The 17,787-nt window shown below is 69.3% G+C and carries 11 protein-coding genes; 9 read left to right on the top strand and 2 right to left on the bottom strand.

The window, feature by feature from the left end:
- Window positions 1-34: 34 nt before the first annotated feature.
- Genes HPS01S_RS04990 through HPS01S_RS04960 form a run of 7 tightly spaced genes read left to right on the top strand, consistent with a single transcriptional unit; the run spans window position 35 to window position 15,002 of the window.
- Window positions 35-2,626: a hypothetical protein gene (locus tag HPS01S_RS04990; RefSeq protein ID WP_066151889.1), complete on the top strand. Its 2,592-nt coding sequence runs from the start codon at window positions 35-37 to the stop codon at window positions 2,624-2,626.
- 33 nt (window positions 2,627-2,659) lie between these two features.
- The gene (locus HPS01S_RS04985; protein ID WP_066151888.1) at window positions 2,660-5,350 is read left to right on the top strand and encodes a hypothetical protein; all 2,691 of its coding nucleotides are present in this window, start codon (window positions 2,660-2,662) and stop codon (window positions 5,348-5,350) included.
- Window positions 5,351-5,370: 20 nt separating this feature from the next.
- Window positions 5,371-7,716 (top strand): hypothetical protein, encoded by a 2,346-nt coding sequence (locus HPS01S_RS04980; protein ID WP_066151884.1) that lies wholly within the window; start codon window positions 5,371-5,373, stop codon window positions 7,714-7,716.
- A gap of 3 nt (window positions 7,717-7,719) precedes the next feature.
- Entirely contained in the window at window positions 7,720-8,562 is an 843-nt protein-coding gene (locus HPS01S_RS04975; protein WP_157576103.1) for a hypothetical protein, read from the top strand.
- A 15-nt stretch (window positions 8,563-8,577) separates the two neighbouring features.
- Window positions 8,578-8,928 (top strand): hypothetical protein, encoded by a 351-nt coding sequence (locus tag HPS01S_RS04970; RefSeq protein ID WP_066151880.1) that lies wholly within the window; start codon window positions 8,578-8,580, stop codon window positions 8,926-8,928.
- Window positions 8,929-8,982: 54 nt separating this feature from the next.
- A complete protein-coding gene (locus tag HPS01S_RS04965) occupies window positions 8,983-12,492 on the top strand; it encodes a S8 family peptidase (protein ID WP_066151878.1) in 3,510 nt (1,169 codons plus the stop codon).
- A gap of 17 nt (window positions 12,493-12,509) precedes the next feature.
- Window positions 12,510-15,002 (top strand): hypothetical protein, encoded by a 2,493-nt coding sequence (locus HPS01S_RS04960; protein ID WP_066151876.1) that lies wholly within the window; start codon window positions 12,510-12,512, stop codon window positions 15,000-15,002.
- Between the two features lie 18 nt (window positions 15,003-15,020).
- Here HPS01S_RS04960 and HPS01S_RS04955 read toward each other — a convergent pair whose 3' ends face one another.
- Window positions 15,021-15,629, bottom strand: coding sequence for a M15 family metallopeptidase (locus HPS01S_RS04955; protein ID WP_066151874.1), 609 nt, complete (start codon window positions 15,627-15,629; stop codon window positions 15,021-15,023).
- A gap of 69 nt (window positions 15,630-15,698) precedes the next feature.
- Window positions 15,699-15,938, bottom strand: a complete 240-nt coding sequence (locus tag HPS01S_RS04950; RefSeq protein WP_066151872.1) for an ATP-binding protein — start codon at window positions 15,936-15,938, stop codon at window positions 15,699-15,701.
- Window positions 15,939-15,957: 19 nt separating this feature from the next.
- On the opposite strand from HPS01S_RS04950, the gene HPS01S_RS04945 reads away from it, so the two are divergent.
- Both HPS01S_RS04945 and HPS01S_RS04940 read left to right on the top strand, forming a co-directional pair.
- Window positions 15,958-16,425 carry a CoA-binding protein gene (locus tag HPS01S_RS04945; protein ID WP_066151869.1) on the top strand — a complete coding sequence of 156 codons (468 nt, stop codon included), beginning with the start codon at window positions 15,958-15,960 and terminating at the stop codon, window positions 16,423-16,425.
- Window positions 16,426-16,429: 4 nt separating this feature from the next.
- Window positions 16,430-17,716: an O-acetylhomoserine aminocarboxypropyltransferase/cysteine synthase family protein gene (locus HPS01S_RS04940; protein ID WP_066151868.1), complete on the top strand. Its 1,287-nt coding sequence runs from the start codon at window positions 16,430-16,432 to the stop codon at window positions 17,714-17,716.
- Window positions 17,717-17,787: the final 71 nt, after the last annotated feature.

The following is a 17,787-nucleotide window of genomic DNA, read 5'->3' as shown; positions in this document are numbered from 1 at the left end:
CCCCGGTGCGCCCACCCTCCACAGAGGTGACCCCATGCTGAAAGTCCCCGCCTTCCGAACCGTCGACGGCGTCACCGTCTACGCCGACGACACGCTCTGGCACCGCTTCTACCCCGTGGCAGACCAGCCCCGGGTGCGCCTGGACGCCGACGGCCAGCCGGTGTTCCTGCTGGTCAAGTACGCGCTGTCCGACGAGGAGCTGGCGCGCAACCCCACGCTGCCGCGCGGCGGCGGCTACCTCAACGTCGACGTGGTGTTCGAGCTGGACGACGCGCAGCGCGAGGCAGTGCGCGCCAACCTGCAGGCCTGGGTGGACACCGAGTTCGCGCGCCGCCAGGCCGGCAGTGCCGAGGAGAAGGCTTCGGTGCAGGGCATGACCGCACCACCGCCGGTGGACTTCGGCACCCCCACCTACACCGGCGGCACGGTGGCCATGGACGCGCCGCAGACCAGCGTGCTGGTGAGCAAGCGCGTGGCCAGCGGCGCGCCGTCCCTGCTGGCCGACAACGTCTCGGTGTTCAGCATGGACCTCACCAGCGAGGGCGCCACCTTCATGGAGCGCACCCTCACCGGCGGCGGTGGGGCCGCCGGGGCCTCCGACCTGACGCCGATCCAGGTGCGCTACGACCTGAGCTTCTGGGCCCGCCTGCCGCCGGTGCGCATCCATGTGAAGGCCGACTCGCAGCGCATGTACGAGCAGGTGCGCAAGATCATGGACGGCGCCGGTGTCGACCACTGCACCACCTACGACTTCCAGCACAGCGACATCGACACCGCCTCGGCCGAGGTGGCCGGCCTGATCACGGTGCAGATCGACACCGGCAGCGGCTCGCTCGACGACGCGGTGATCGCCGAGCTGCGGCGCTACGCGCTGGAGGTGATGCAGCAGCTGGTGGAGTCGAACTTCTTCACCGACGACCCGGCCGAGGCGCACCGGCCCTCGGGCTCGGGCGACGTGCCCGACGAGGCGCTCTCGGGCCGCCGCGACCGGACCAAGAAGTACCTGCGCAAGCAGCAGGACAGCATGCACGTGAAGCTGGAACTGAGCCTGGAGCAGAACAGCGTGGTGTCCTGGCCCATCCACCCGCAGGGCACGCTGCAGACCTTCTTCCGCGGCATGTCGGCGGCGCAGATCGCGAACTTCGTGCGCGTGGTGGTGCTGGACGATCCGGTGTTCCAGTCGCTCAACCTCACGGCCCGCGTGTTCGCGCCTTTTGATCCCGCGGGGCTGGAGGCGGTCGAGGTCGAGCTGCGCTACGCCGGCCGCGACGCCAACGGCGACCGCCAGGAAAAGCTCAAGACCTTCACCTTCACCGGCAACCAGCCGCAGAAGTGGGAGCCCAAGCTGATCGGCGACGAGCGTGGCTACGAATACCGCTACCGCTTCAAGTTCGCCGGCCGGGCGTTCGGCTCGTTCACCCGCTGGGAAGCCGCCAGCCGCAACGACCTCAACATTTCCGTGCCGGCCGCCGGCCGGGTGTTCGTCGAGGTGCGCGCGGGCGACATCGACTTCGAGAACCAGGTGCGGCAGGTGCAGGTGCTGCTGGCCTACGAAGACCCGGCCGCCGGTGTGCCGCGCCAGGAACAGACCGTGCTGCTGGACAAGACCAGCACAAGCGGTGTGTACGACCGGCAGATTTTTGAACCGCGCGCGCGCCCGGTGCTCTACCGCCAGCGCTTTCGGATGCTCAGCGGCGAGGTGGTGGAAGACCCCGACTGGCAGGAACTCTCCGGCCACCAGCTCATCGTCAACCAGCCGGCCCGCGGCCTGCTGCGCGTGCGCCTGCTGCCCGCCGGCGACGGTTGGGACGGTGTGGCCCAGGTGATCGTCGACCTGCGCTACGAGGACGCCCCCAATGGCCTGCGGCGCGAGGAAAGCCTGGTGCTCAAGACCAGCCAGGAGTTCCGCACCTGGGAAGTGGCGCTGCGCGACCAGAACCGCCGGGGCTTCGAGTACCGCGTGCACGCCAGCTTCAAGGACGGCCGCTTCCAGCAGGGACCGTGGCAGAGCCACACGGGCGAGGAGACCCTGCCCATCGTGGTCCAGGCGCCGCCGCGCCACCAGATCCAGATCATTCCCGACCGGCTCGATCTGGCCGCCGCGCCGCTGACCGAGGTCGGCCTGACCCACCTGCCCACCGGCCGGCAGGAGACCTTCGTGTTCCGGGCCAAGCAGCCGGTGGTGTGGAACGTGGACGTGCCCGCCGGCACACCGGTGCGCTACCGCGTGCAGGTGACGCACTTCCCGGCCACCGGCGACCCGGTGGTGCTGCCGCCCTTCGAGGAAGAGGACCCGGTGCTCGTGCTGCCGCCCTACCAGCCGCCCCGGCCGGGCTCGCTCACGGTGCAGCTGGTCGGCGCGCTGATCGATTTCGCCCAGACACCGCTGGTGACGGTGGACCTGCGCTACCAGGACGAGGTGCACGGCATCGACGCCAGCCACGCGGTGGCCTTCAGCGAGCGCGCGACGCTGAGCTGGACGGTCGAGGTTGGCGACCTCAGTCGCCGCTTCTACAGCTACCAGATCACCTACTTCGTGGCGCCCGACCAGACGCCCCACACCCTGCCGCTGGCCCACACCGACAAGCCCTTGCTGGTGATTCCGCGCTGGCAGCCCGCACCCTGACCCCACCGCACACCCACCGCCAGGAGAACCACCATGCTCAAAGTGCCCGCCTACGCGTATTTCGAAGACCTGCGCGTCACCGTCTACCAGGACGACACCATGTTCTGGAAGTTCTACGTGATCCCGGACTACATCTCTGTCCGGCGCGACCAGAACGACAACCCCGTCTTCCTGCTGATCAAGTACGCCTTCGGCGACCAGGACCGGGTGGCCAACCCGGCGCTGGGGCGCGGCGGCGGCTTCATGGCCTTCGACGTGGAGATGCGGGTGGCCGAACAGGACCAGGCCGCGCTGGTGCAGCGTCTGCAGGATCTGGTGGACGACGAGTACCGGCGCCTGAAGGCCCTGGCCGAGGCCCACAACGAGCGGGTCGAAGGCATGCGCCTGAGCAGCTGGGCCTACGCCAACAACCGGTCCATGAGCACCTCGCTGTCGATCCACGACGTCAAGCTCGGGCTGCGGCCGGACGCGCCCGAAGCGCCGCCCGGCAACAAGCCGCCCACGGTGATCCTCTCGGTGCCCACCTGGACCGAAGGCACCTTCAGCGTGAGCGCGCCGCAGGCCGCCTCGCTGGTCAGCCACCGCGTGGTCGAAGGCCCGCTGTCGCTGGTGGGCAGCAACGTGGCCAGCGCCAACATGGACCTGACCGAGGCCGGCGCGACCTTCATGGAGAAGACCCTGGTCAACCGCGACGGCACGGGCGGCAGCGACCTGACGCCGATCCAGGTGCGCTTCGACCTCAAGATGTGGGCGCGCCTGCCGCCGGTGCGCCTGTCCATCGAGGCCGACACGCGCAGCGTCTACCAGGGCCTGCGCGCGGTGATGCACGACTTCGAGGGCAACGAATGCAACGAGGACGAGCTCTACCACTTCGACCAGCACCTGAAGATGGCGGTGGAGTCCAACCTGATCAAGATCAGCTTCGACACCGGCACGCTCAAGCTCGACGACAAGTTCGTCAACGAGCTGCGCGCCACGGCGATGGAGATCGTCACCAACCTGATGGAAGAGAAGTTCTTCAAGAAGGAGGACGCGCCCGCCGCCACCGAAGACCCGGTGGCCATGGACGACGAACGCAAGGTGTACTTCTTCAAGTCCGAGCAGGAGATGGAGTTCACCTCCATCGCCTACCACGAGGAGATCAGGAGCATCGCCGAGTGGCCGGTGCACCCGCAGGGCACCATGCAGTCCTTCTTCGCCGGCATGTCGGCCCAGGAGATCGGCAAGTACGTGCGCGTGGCCGACCTCAACGACCCCTTCTTCATGACGCTGGGCCTGAAGGTCTCGGCCTTCGCCGACTGGGAGCACAACCCGATTGCCTTCGTCGAGGCGCAGGTGCAGTACGAAGGCCGCGACGAGAACGGCGACATGGTGGAGAAGCAGCAGACCTTCACCTTCAGCAAGGACAGCACGCGCGGCGAGTGGGACCCCAGCCTGATCGGTGCCAAGCGCGAGTACCAGTACCGCTACCGCATCGCCTTCCAGGGCAAGCCGCCCGGCGACTTCACGCGCTGGGAGCGCGAGCGCTCGCCGCAGCTCAACCTCTCGATACCCGATGCGGGCCGGGTCCACGTGCGCCTGCTGGCGGGGCAGATCGACTTCGCGCAGACGGTCGACCAGGTGCAGGTGGAGGTGGCCTACGCCGACACCAGCTCGGGTGTGAACGAGGAGATCGAGACCTTCCGCCTGCTCGACGGCCAGCAGGAACAGACCTACAACCGCGTCATCTTCACCAACTGGGACCGGCCGGTGCGCTACCGCTCGCACTTCTTCCTCAAGGACGGCCAGCGCATCGAGACCGACTGGACCGAGACCACGGCCCGGCAGCTGCTGATCAACGCGCCGCTGTACGACAAGCTGGACGTGCGGCTCGTGCCCACGGGCGACTGGGCCGGCGTGGTGCAGTCGGTGGTGAGCCTGCGCTACGAGGATGCGGCCAACAACTACCGCGCCGACGAGGCCTTCTCGCTCAAGGCCATCAACGAGTTCAAGACCTGGTCGGTGGTGCTGCGCAACAGCCAGGTGCGCCAGTTCGAATACAAGGTGCTGACCACCTTCCAGAACGGCGACCTGCGAGAGGGGGAATGGACCCGGATGGACGGCGACCAGGCCCTGCCCATCGTGGTGCGGACCGTGCCGCAGCTGGTGGTCAAGCTGCTGCCCAACGTGGTGGACTTCGACGCCAGCCCGGTGGTGGAGACCACGATGCGCTACGCCGACGCGGCCAACAGCATCCAGAAGGTCGAGACCTTCACCTTCGTCAAGGGCGACAAGATCGAGGAGTGGCGCGTGCCGATCGCCGACGCCAGCCCGCGCCAGTACCGCTACCAGGTCACCTTCCACACCGCCGACGGCCGCACGGTGAAGGAGCCCGAGGTAATGGACGACCGGACCGAGGTGGTGCTGCCCCGGCTGCTCACGCCCGAGATCAAGGTCACGCTGCTGCCGCGCTTCGTCAGCTTCATCGACACGCCGGTGGTGGAGGTGAGCGTGCGCTACGAGGACGCGGCCAACCAGATCCGCTTCAACGACTCCTTCCTGTTCACCGAGCCGGTCGACCAGGTGTTCCGCATCCCCGTGCGGGCGGATTCGCCGACCGGGTACGAGCTGCAGATCACCTACTTCAACAAGGACGGCACGGCCTTCCCGCAGACGCCGGTGCGCACGGACAAGAAGCACTTTCCGCTGCCCAAGTTCGTGCCCGAGCTGGCGCCCCAGCCCTGACCACAGCCCAGGAGACTGACATGCTCTCGTTCGGCCCGCCCTATTTCCAGGTCGAGGGGATGACGGTCATGAGTGACTTTCACGACCCCCTCCAGTTCTATTACTTCCCCAACCGCCCCAAGCTTTCGGTGGACGAGCAGGGCCGCCCCGCCATCCGCTTCATCATCCTCAAGGAAGCCCAGGACGAGATCGAGCGCAACCCCGACGGCACGGCCGCCGAGGACGACGTGGCCGGCTTCCTGGTGTTCGACACCGACCTGGCCTGGGACAGCGAGGCGGTGCGCAAGGCCGAGCGCTTCATCAAGCGCGAGATGAACCTGGCCGACACGCCGCGGCTGGCGCCCCTGCCCTACAAGGGCGGCACGGTGCAGCTGACCTTCCTGGACCGCACCACCGAGCTGCCCAGGCCGGTGGACCCCACCAACCCGACCCCGCCGCCGGCCCCGGCCGATCCGGTCGATGCCGAGCAGCGCTGGGTGCCCTTCCTCAAGTCCAGCGGCGTGCCCTCGCTGTACGGCGACAACCGGGCCATCTTCAGCGCCATGCTCAGCCGCAAGGCGACCAAGCTGCTCTACGGCGCCTTCGAGGGCTTCATGCCGGCGGGCGTGGTCTACAACCTGGAGTTCGTGGGCATGCAGACCGCCTACCGGGTCGATGTGCAGGCCGACTGGGAACAGGTCTACCACTTCATCCAGGAGCACTTCGGCCTCGACCTCGTGTTTGTCACGGTCGACCTGGACGACATCGTCGAGCGGCTGGAGGAAAAAAAGATCATCAGCATCAAGGCCTCGCTGGAGCTCGAAGGCGAAGAGGCGGCGGTGGTGGAGGAGGAGTTCAACCAGGTGCGCAAGGACCTGACCGAGCTGGTGCTGGAGAAGTTCTTCGAGCCGGCGCCCAACCCCAACGAGGCCACACCCGACGACCAGACCGTGAGCACCGTGCTCAGCACCGCGCGCCAGGTCCGCAACATCGTCCACCTCTGGCCCAGCGCGGGCTACAGCCGGCGCGAGGTGAGCACCGAGGAAATCCGTTCGATCCAGGTCGACTACACGGTCAACAAGGCGGTCTCGCGCAAGATCGCGCCGCAGGCGCACATCAGCCTGTTCTTCGAGGACTTCGGCCTGACGAAAGAGGACGTGGTGACCGTGGTGGACGGCAACGACGCGCTGTGGAACACCACCACCTTCGACGCCATGGTCAACGCCGACTACGCCGGCGACGCCATCCACAGCGTGGCGCTGGACGTGCAGTACCGCTCGCCCGACCACTTCGACCCGCTGGCCGACCCGGACGCCGAATGGTCCTTCCTGTTCGACTCGCCCGACGACCGCGTCAAGCGTTCGTCCTGGTACAACCCGGACATCGGGCACCAGTACTTCTACCGCTACAGCGTCTTCTTCAAGCCCTCGGCACTGCCCGGACCGACCCACAGCGTGAGCAGCGGCTGGCGCCCGCACGATTCGCAGCTGCTGGTGATCTCGCCCGACGAGCTGTACCGGCGGCTGGCGCTGGAAGTGCAGGTCGACACCAATTTCCCATGGGACCGCTACTCCGGCGTGTTCGTGCACCTGCGGCACAGCACCGGGGCGTGGACCCATGAGGACTCGAAGATGCTGCACAAGGGCGACAGCAGCATGCGCCTGGCCCTGCGCACCGACAAGGCCGCGGACCCGGGCATCGACTACCGCCTGAGCTACCTGAAGGCCGGTGGCGGCACGGTGGAGGAAGGCTGGCAGCGCACCTCCAGCGACCTGGTGATCGTGCGCGACCCGATGCCGCCGCGCCCCAAGGTGCGCATCGTCGTCGCGGGTGACCGCACGCGCATCCTCAACCTGATCGTCGACCTGCGCTACAGCGACCCGGCCAATGGCGTCTCGGCCACCGAGTCCATCGTGTTCGACACCACCAACATCCACACCGCCCAGGTGTGGGAGATCCCGGTGGTCGACCCGTCCAGGCGGCGCTACGAGTACGGCCAGACCATCATCGATGTCGACGGCAACGTCACCTCCACTGGCTTCCAGCAGGAAGACAAGAGCACCCTCACCGTGGGCGAAACCTTCGTCAAGCTGATGGAGGTGCAGCCCGAGCTGGTGGGGCCGCCGCTGTCCGCCAATGGCGTCGAGCGCATCGTGCTGACCCTGCGCTACGACGACGACGCCAACAACGTGCACGAGGAGGACCAGCAGTCCTTCGTGCAACCCGGCGTGGGCGCGCCCTGGCGCGTCAAGCTGCAGGACGCGTCCCTGCGCGACTACACCTACGAGCTGACCTACGTGCTCACCACCGGCTTTGAAAAGAGCTCCGGCCGGCGCTCGACGCGCGACCGCTTCCTCATGCTCTCGACCGTTCCACCCAGGGGCTGAATCATGCAGACCACACCCTCATGGATGCAGCACGCGGGCCTGCTGGCCGGACTCGGGCCGCGCGCCTTCGTGCCCCGGGTCGAGGGCGACGCGCTGGCGACCGACCTGTCTTTCCGCACCTGCATCGAGGCCGGCAGCGGCGCGCTGGTGTCGGTGCAGGCGCCGGGCGCGCGCCGACTCAACCTCTGGACCCGGCGCCCGTCCGCCCCGGGTGCGCAGCGCTGGACCCACTGGCTGGACGGCCAGGAGGTGGGCCAGGTGGTGATCGGTGCCCCCGGCTGGCAGCCGCAGGCATGGGGCTGGGAGCGTCCGCAGCAGGGCCTGCACCCGCGCGTGGGCGCGCTGGCGACCCTCTACCGCATCGACGCCGACCACAAGACCGAGCCCTGGTTTTCCTACCACCTGCCGCGCCAGGCCGACGCGGCCGATGCGCTGCGCCTGCTGGGCCTGTCGAGGGCCTGGTCGACGGTGGCCGATGTCTGGGCGACCCTGCTGGGCCGCCCCCTGCCGCCGCGCAGCCGGCCCTGGAGCCTGGGCCTGCGCGGTCCCGGTGGCGAGCAGCCCGCGCTGCGGGTGGCCAGCAGCCTGTGGGCGCTGGTGCCCGAGACGCGGGACAAGTGCGACCGGCTGACCGAGGCGGTGCACAGCCTGGGGGGCGACGGCTGCTTCGCCCAGGCGCTCTACAAGCTGCTGGCACCGGACCTGCCGGACCCGCCGTCGCAGGTGATCGGCGCGGCCCTCGAAATCAGCCTGCACCCCGACGGTTCGCTGGAGACGGTGCACTTCGTGCTGCGCGGCCCCAAGCAGACCCTCCACCACGGCGGCCACGCGCCGCCGCTTCACTGACCACCGGAGCGCCCCATGGACAACGACGACACCTCCTACCTGAACAAGATCGACGCACCGACCAGCCTGCAGATCCGCCTGCTGGCCCCGCAGGACAACCCGGTGGTCGATGTGCTCCTGCAATGGGCCTCCACACCCAGCGCCGCCGACCTGGACCAGGTGGCCCGGCTGGGGGGCGTCTGGAACCGCCCGCCCACGGCCGCGGCAGGCCCCGCGCCGACCGACCTGCAGACCCTGCGGCTGCCGCTGAGGGCGCTGGCCGAGCTGGCGCGCCTGCCGTCGGTCCGGGCGCTGTCGGCCGCCGCGCCGCTGGCACCGGACACCGACGACGGTCCGCCCGCCGACGGCGTCCGGCCGAACCCCTGACGCCCGGCGCGTCCGCCGCCCTCGCGATCCCTTCGATCTCTGGAGAACACCATCATGAGCAAGATCGACGCCTCCCTGAATCTCAACCTCCGGCTGAAGGCCGGCAACCAGCTGCCGGCCGACCTGCTGGACCGCTACGGCTTCTCGGCCGATGGCCAGCGCGTGTCGGTGCTGGTGCAGTTCAACGGCGAGACCGGCCCGCTCGTGACGGCCGGCCTGCAGATCGCCAGCCGGACCGACGACGTGCTGACGGGCGACATCGCGGTGTCGGCCATCGACGCCCTCGCGGTCATTGAAGGTGTGGTCCGCATCGAGGGCGCGCGCCTGATGCATCCCATGCTCGACATCGCCACGGCCGACGCCCACCTGGGCAACACGCGCAGTCCCGGCATCGGCACGCCGCCCACCGCCTACCGGGGGCGCAACGTGATCGTGGGCCTGATCGATTCGGGCATCGACTACACCCACGCCAGCTTCCGCAGGGCCGACGGCAGCACGCGCATCCTGCGCATCTGGGACCAGTTCCTCGTGCCGGCGGCGGGCGAGGCGGCGCCGGCCGGCTACAGCTACGGCGTCGAGTACACCGACACCCAGATCAACAGCGCCCTGGGCAACGCCAACCCCCACAGCGTGGTGCGCCACCGCGACCGGGGTGCCCACGGCACCCACGTGGCGGGCATCGCGGCGGGCAACGGCCGCGCGGCCGGCACCTTCGCCGGGGTCGCGCCCGAGGCCGACATCATCATGGTGCGCAACGACAGCCGGGGCAGCGACGGCACGCTGCAGCTGGCCAACTCGGTGCGCACGGTCGACGCCCTGCACTACATCTACAGCGTGGCGGCCGCCCTGAACCGGCCGGTGGTGGTCAACCAGAGCCAGAGCATGAACGTCGGCCCCCACGACGGCACGACCCTGCTGGAGCAGGCGATCAACCGCGAGCTGGGTTTCCCCGGCCGGGCCTATGTCTGTTCGTCGGGCAACCAGGCCGACAACGCCATCGCCGTCAGCGGCAGTGTGCCGGCCTCGGGCAACCTGGTGCAGACCTTCAGCGTGCCGGCGGGCGACGTGGTGGACGACACCATCGACCTCTGGTACCCCGGCAACCAGCGGCTGTCGGTCACCCTGACCAACCCGGCGGGCGTGGCCACGCCGGTGGTGGTGCCGCCGGCCAGCGCCGCGGCGCCGACCACGCTGGTCCACACCCTGGCCGGGGGCAATGTGGTGGCGATCGATTCGCGCATCGACAGCGTGCAGAACCACGACAACGAGATCCTGATCCGGCTGACCCGGGGCACGGCGGCGTCCATCGCCAGCGGCACCTGGCGCATCACGCTGACCAACGCCGGCACCACCGCCGTGCCGTTCGACGCCTGGATCGAGCGCCCGGTGGACGGCAACCCGGTCTGGACCGGCAGCCCCGACACGGTCAGCAAGTCGGTGGCCATCCCGGCCAGTGCGCGAGAGGCCATCGCGGTGGGCTGCTACCGCACCAAGACCGGTGCCGGTGCCGATGCCGGTGGCAACAAGGGCACGCTGTCGGACTTCTCCAGCCGCGGGCCCACGCGCGACGGGCGCATCAAGCCCGACCTGAGCGCGCCGGGCGAGTTCGTCATGTCGGCGATGTCCATCGACGAAACCAGCCCCGGCACCACCGACGCGAGCGGCACCTACCAGCTCATGGCCGGCACCAGCATGTCCACGCCCATGGTCGCGGGCACCGTGGCCCTGATCCTGGAGAAGAACCCGACCCTGCGCCAGGAGCAGATCCGCCTGGGCCTGCAGGCCACGGCGCGCAAGGACGCGCAGACCGGCACCGGCAGTGCGGCGCCCAACAACAACTGGGGCCACGGCAAGCTCGACATCGAGGCCGCCGTGGCCTACAACTACCCGGCCTTTGCCAGCCGCAACTGGGTGCGCATCCGCACCATGCTCTACAACTGGACCGAGGCCGACACGCCGCCGACCTTCGAGATCAGCGCCAACGAGAACGGCGAGGCGGTGATCGAGCTGGCCTGGGACCCGCAGGCCCTGCTCGCGCCCAGCACCGGCTATGTGCCGCTGCGCTACTACAACACCGGCCAGGCGCTGGACGTCACCATCACCAAGGCCGCGGGCGGCAACCAGCAGATTCAGCTACCGGTGCAGGTGATCCGCCTGACCGGCAACCGGGCGCGCTGGCAGATGCCCCAGACCCTGTGGGACGGCTACCGCGAGGAGCTGCGCAAGGCGCGGGCGGGCCAGTCCACCATGTCGCCCAACCTCTACTACCGCGTGCGTCTGAACCCCACCGGCGCGGCCTCGGTGCTGATCTGGCCGCCCGATGCCAGCTTCCAGAACGACCCGCTGGCGCAGCGGCTGGCCATCATCCAGACCAACCTCTCGGCCGCTTCGCAGGTGGCGCCGGACCAGGCCGCGGTCGACGCCATGCCGGTGCCCTGGGGGGCCTTCCTGCAATGGTTGTGGAACAACCTGCCGGACGACTCGCCCGACCGCCAGTCGCTGGCAGGGGTGTTCAGCCACCGCTTCTTCACCAACGAGATCGAGACCGCCACGCGCGGCAAGATCCTGATGCTGTGGCTGTTCGCCGGGCCGGGCGCGCGGCAGAAGCTGCCGACCCTGCTGGACACGCGCTTTCGCAACGCCGCCAACCTGGAGATGTCCATCCTCAAGCAGCCGGACCTCAAGGACCGCGAGCTGCTGGTGGACCACCTGCTGGCGCTGCTGCAGATCGATCCGCACCCCGACATCGCCGGTGTCACCGCTGCCGAACAGCTGGTCGACGACGCGCTGACCGAAATCATGGACCCCAACGGCCAGACCAACCAGGGCACGGCCAGCACCTGCGGGCCCACCAGCGTGCAGACGCTGCTGATCAACACCAACGCCTCGGAATACGTGCGCCTGCTGCGCGGCCTGCTCGGCCGCGAGGCCAAGGCCACCCTCGCCAACGGCGATCTGATCGAGGTGCCGCCCGGGGTCTACCAGGTGGCGCGCTACGCCGGCACCGCCTCGCTGCCCTTCTTTGTGCGGACCAACGCCGAGCTGGGCTTCCAGTCGGCCGTGCTGCGCTATGCGCGCGGCAGCGCCTGGCCCGAGTACGACCCGTCGGCGCCGCCGGACGCACCCAACGGCGTCAACACCGTGTTCCAGGAGACCATGCGGCGCGGCGTGACGGCGGCCCAGCTGCAGCGGGCGCTCAGCGGGCTGCTGGGGCGTGCTCACTCGACGCAGCAGGCGCCGCAGCCCACCGATGCCTTGCGCAACGACTTCGTGCAGCGCATCCAGCAGGCGCGCGACCCGATGCTGCTGGTGGTGCACTGGGGCGCGCCGCCCAGCGACGCGGCCCACACCGGTCTGCATGCGGTGGTGGCGCTGCGCGGCGAGTCGGGCCGGGTGTTCTTCAAGAACCCGCAGTACGCAGGCAGTTCACCACCCGCTGGCGCCGCACCCAATGGCGGCGCGGCCGCCCCGCCCCGTCGCTACGAAGACCCGGCCCAGGCGCTGGAGTCCATGGGCGACAACGACCTGGGCGACTGGATCCGCTGGTTCCACCACCCCGCCTGACCACCAAGGAGCCTGACATGCTGTACCTCGACGCACCGATCGGCCCCATCCGTGGCCTGATGATCTACCGCGATCACGAAGACACCAACCTGTTCTATTACGTGCCCGAGCGGCCCCGGCTCGCCCTCAACGACGGCGTGCCCGAGTTCCTGTTCCTCAAGTACCGGCGCGACATCACCGACAACCCCGACTTCGACCCCGACGCGGGCGGCCAGTCGCTGGGCGGCGGCTTCATGGCCTTCACCGTCGACCTCGGCGTCGACGACCGCACGCTGGGCAGCATCAAGGGCGAGCTCGGCCGCTTCGCCGACGGCGACGTCAAGCTGGTGCCGATCCAGTTCCGCAAGGGCACGGTGCGGCTGTCGGTGGTCAAGGACGCCGCCGAGGACCCGCCCGAGGGCGCCCCGGCCCCCTCGCCCACCGCGGCGCGCGGCCTCAAGCTCTACGAGGAGGTGTACGGCGCGACACAGCCTTCGCTGTTCGGCTTCAACCGCGCCACCTTCGCCATGATGCTCGACCGCGAGGCCGCCACCCTGATGGAGGCCGGCCTGCGCACCGGCATCAGCCCGGTGGGGGTGATCTACAACCTGGAGTTCCTGGGCCTGCGCCCCTCGTTCCGCATCAAGATCCGCGCCGAATACAAGCGCGTCTACGAGACCCTGGAGGCCGAGCTGGGCGCCCGCGGATCGATCGGCATGGTCAGCCTCGCCGCCGACATCGGCGTGGCCTTCCAGAAGCTGCGCGACAACGGCTCGGTGCAGATCGAGGTGATGAACTTCACCGACGACGAGGACCTGCGCAAGAAGGCCGACGACGCCTGGCAGTGGTTCCAGACCAAGCTGCTGGAGGACTTCTTCGAATCGGCGCTGGAGCCTCCGAGCTTCATGACGCGCCAGTCGGGCAACCTGGGCATGCTGGGCCAGCTGCAGTCGCTGTTCGGCGGCCTGACCGGGCCGCAGACCGGCACCGCCCTGGCGCCGCCCATGGGCGCACCGTCCACCGCCACGCCCACCACCGCGCCGGCGGTGCACGGGCCGTCCGAGGGCGTGCCGTCCACCAGCACCGTCAACCGCAGCGCGGCGGCCGCCAACGCCGGCAGCGGGGGCGCGGCGGGGCCGGCCGGCAACAGCTCGATCTCGCCGTTCCAGGTGGCCTTCTCGCTCAAGTTCGTGCACCAGGACGAGCTGCAGGTGCGCACCTTCGACTATTCCATGCAGTCGGCCGAGGCCCGCACGGCCGCACCGCAGGGCATGTTCGGCACCGTGGTGGCGGGCTTCAACCTGGCCGACCGCATCCGCAGCGTGAGCCTGGACGACAGCTTCTTCCAGCGCCTGATCGCCACCGTCTCCATGGGCACCGACCTCGCGCAGGCCGGCATCGCCAGCGTGGCGGTGAACCTGGAATACCCCGGCGAGCGCCCGCCCAACGAGGACGCCCAGCACGTCGACGGCTTCCTGTTCGTGCCCGGCAAGACCGATCCGCGCACCTTCACCACCTTCCTCAACGACCGGCGCGACCTGAGCTACCGCTACAAGCTGGACATCACCTTCACGCCCAACAGCGACTGGACGGCGGCCAACACGCAGGTCTCCACCGGCTGGGTGGTGGAGCGCACGCGCCAGCTGGTGATTGCGCCGCTCGACCATGTGGAACTGATGGACGTCGAGGTGTCGCTGGGCGACATGGACAGCGGCGAGATCACGCAGGTGGAGGTCGAGCTGGTCTACGACGACCCCTCCAACGCCTTCCGGGTCGAGAAGACCTTGCTGCTCAAGCCCGGCGAGGCCACCAAGCACTGGCGCCTGCGGCTGGCCAACAACGCCACCCGCAGCTTCCGCTACCGGGCGCGCTACTTCCTCAAGTCGGGCAACCTGCGCGTGCAGGAAGACTGGATCACCACCGCCGACCCGGCGGTGATCATCAACGAGCCCTTCGAGGGCGAGCTCAACATCCGCCTCATCCCCCTGCTGGACCAGACCAACCTGATGGAGGCGGTGGTCGACATCCGCTACCACGAGCCGTCCTCGGGCTACCGGCGCGAGTTCCAGGAGATCTACGACGAGACCCGGCTCGACCGCCGCTCGCTGCGCATCCCCACCCTGGTGCCCGAGCCACCGCCCTTCACCTACGAGACCACGGTGGTGCGCGGCGATGGTTCGGTGTTCGAGTCCGGCCAGGTGGCGGCCGACGGCAACGTGGCGGTGATCATGGACGGCGTCGGCGTCACGCAGCGCATCCGGGTGCGCCTGCCCCAGGCCACGCTGGGTGCGCTGATCGCGCTGAAGGTGGACCTGCGCGGGCCGGGCGACGAGCCCGACTTCGCCAGCGTGCTGTTCACGCCCAGCCAGCTCGAAGAGAAGACCGTGGTGCTGGTGCAGCCGCCGTCGGCCGGTGGCGGGCCGTTCACCTACAGCTTCACGGTGACGGGCTACAACAACCTGGGCCAGCCGGTGCCCGGGCAGACCGGCCAGCAGTCGGGGCCGGCCTTCATCGTGCCCATGCCGGCCTGAGCCGGCGGCCGGTGCCGCTCAGGCGAACACCGGTTGCCCGCTGGCGAGCCGCTCGCGCAGGCTCGCCAGCATCTCGCGTTCCGGGAGGTCCTGTGCCCAGGCCGGGCGCAGCTGGAAGTGGGGCTGGTCGACGATGGTGGTCCAGTTGCCGCCCCACTCCAGCCCCAGCTCCATGCCCAGCACGCCGACCGCCTTGTACTTGGGCGACTCCGGCAGGTACCTGTTGCCGCTGAAGACGCCGATGTCGAAGGCGATGCCGAAGTTGTGGTTGGAGAAGCCGCCGCGCGCGTTGGTGACCTTGGGGCCCGGTGCGGTGCGTCCCTTGGCAAACAGCGCGTCCTGTTCGGCGAAGCTGCGGGTGCCGCTGATCACCTTGATCTGGATGCCGCTGGCGGCCGCCTTCTGCACCAGCGCGCGCGCCATGGGCCGGGCTTCCGGCAGCAGGGTGGCGATGGCGGTTTCGCTGCGCGGGTCCACCGCGGAGAGGGCCTGTTCGGGCGGCTTGCGGTTGATCGTCGGCTTGACCAGGGCGGCGTAGATGGCGCCCCAGGTCTGTGGTCCGGCACGGCCGTCGGTCTCGATGCCCAGCGCGCCCTGGACGGCGCGGATCATGTCGGTGATGTCCATGGAACCTCCGATGTGAAACGCTTCCCCTAGGAAGCCGGAGGGCCACTGTAGGACGCTCGCGCGGGGGCTTCATCCCTCGTCCAAGGGACCGCCGCCCAGGCGCTGCATGGCGATCGCGTCGAACGGGCAGCGCACCGCGCACTTCGCGCAGCCGGTGCAGCCGGCCTCGTCGCGCAGCGTGCTCTTCTTCTGCCAGCCCGGCACCACCGCCAGCGAGAGCACGTGCGGCGGGCACACCGCCACGCACCAGCCGCAGCCGGTGCAGCGGGTCGTGTCGATGACAGGCAGTGCCTTGCGTTCGCTCGCCATGGCGGTATTGTGTCGGGCCATGCAAGACGACATCCCCACCCTGCGCGGCATCCTCGCGCGCGACCGCACCATCGCCGTGGTCGGCCTCTCGGCCGAATGGCACCGCCCCAGCTACTTCGCCGCCAAGTACATGCAGGAGCGCGGCTACCGCATCGTGCCGGTGAACCCGCGCTACCCCGAGATCCTGGGCGAGAAGAGTTATGCGCGGCTGGAGGACATCCCCTTCCCGGTCGACATGGTGGACGTGTTCCGCAAGGTCGAGGAGATCCCGGCGATTGCGAGGAGCGCGGTCGCCATCGGCGCAAAAACGCTGTGGCAGCAGCTGGGCCTGATGAGCGAGGAGGCCGACCGCATCGCGACTGAGGGCGGGCTCGACTCGGTCTGGGACCGCTGCGTGAAGATCGAACACGCGCGCCTCTTCGGCGGCCTGAACTGGGCCGGCGTCAACACCAAGGTCATCTCGGCCCACCGGCCGAAGCAGGTCTGACACCATGGCCGACCGCAACTTCCAGCCCGAGACCCTGGCCATCCACGCCGGCCAGATCCCCGACGCCGCCACCGGCGCGCGCGCCCTGCCGATCTACCAGACCACCAGCTTCGTGTTCGACAGCGCCGACCACGCGGCCAGCCTGTTCAACCTGCAGACCTTCGGCAACGTCTACTCGCGCCTGTCCAACCCCACGGTGGCGGCGCTGGAAGAGCGCGTGGCGGCGCTCGAAGGCGGGCGCGCCGCGGTGGCCACGGCCAGCGGCATGGCGGCCGAGGCGCTGGCGCTGACCACGCTGCTGCAGGCGGGTGACCACGTGGTCGCGGCCGGCGCGCTGTACGGCGGCAGCGTGACCATGCTGGCCGTCAACCTGAAAAAGTTCGGCATCGAGACCACGTTTGTCGATGCCACCGACCCCGAGGCTTTCGCCGCCGCGATCCGCCCCAACACCCGCGCGTTGTTTGCCGAGACCCTGGGCAACCCCAGCATGGTGGTGCTGGACATCACGGCCATTGCCGACGTGGCCCATGCGCACGGCCTGCCGCTGGTGGTGGACAACACCGTGCCCAGCCCCTTCCTCTGCAACCCGATCCGCTTCGGCGCCGACATCGTGGTGCACAGCGCCACCAAGTACCTCGCGGGCCACGGCAGCACGCTGGGCGGCGTGGTGGTCGAGAGCGGTACCTTCCCGTGGGACAACGGCAAGTTCCCCGGCATGACCGAGCCCTCGCCCGGCTACCACGGCGTCAGGTTCTACGAGACCTTCGGCAACTTCGGCTTCACCATGCGCTGCCGCATGGAAGGCCTGCGCGTGTTCGGCGCGGCGCTCGCGCCCACCAGCGCCTGGCAGATCCTGCAGGGCGTCGAAACCCTGCCGCTGCGCATGGAGCGCCACTGCGCCAACGCGCTGGCCGTCGCGCAGTACCTCAAGGACGACCCGCGCGTGGGCTGGGTCAACTACCCCGGCCTGCCCGACCACCCGCAGCACGAGCTGATGAAGCAGCAGATGCGCGGCGCCTCGGGCCTGCTCGCGTTCGGGGTCAAGGGCGGTCTGGCCCAGGGCGTGAAATTCATCGAGAGCGCGCAGTTCATGAGCCACCTGGTCAACATCGGCGACACGCGCACCCTCATCAGCCACCCGGCCAGCACCACCCACCGCCAGCTCGACGAAGCGCAGCAGCTCGCGGCCGGCGTGCCGCCGGACATGGTGCGCATCTCGGTCGGCCTGGAGCACATCGACGACATCCTCTGGGACATCGACCAGGCGCTGGACCGCGCGGTTCAGGCCTGAAGCCATCGGCCAACGATCGACGAAAAAAAACCGGCCCAGTGGGCCGGCTTCTTTGCGAGGAGCGTGGGGGC

The organism is Hydrogenophaga pseudoflava NBRC 102511, assembly GCF_001592285.1.
In the GTDB taxonomy this organism is placed as follows: domain Bacteria; phylum Pseudomonadota; class Gammaproteobacteria; order Burkholderiales; family Burkholderiaceae_C; genus Hydrogenophaga; species Hydrogenophaga pseudoflava.
This window is presented reverse-complemented; position numbering and strand designations above follow the sequence as displayed.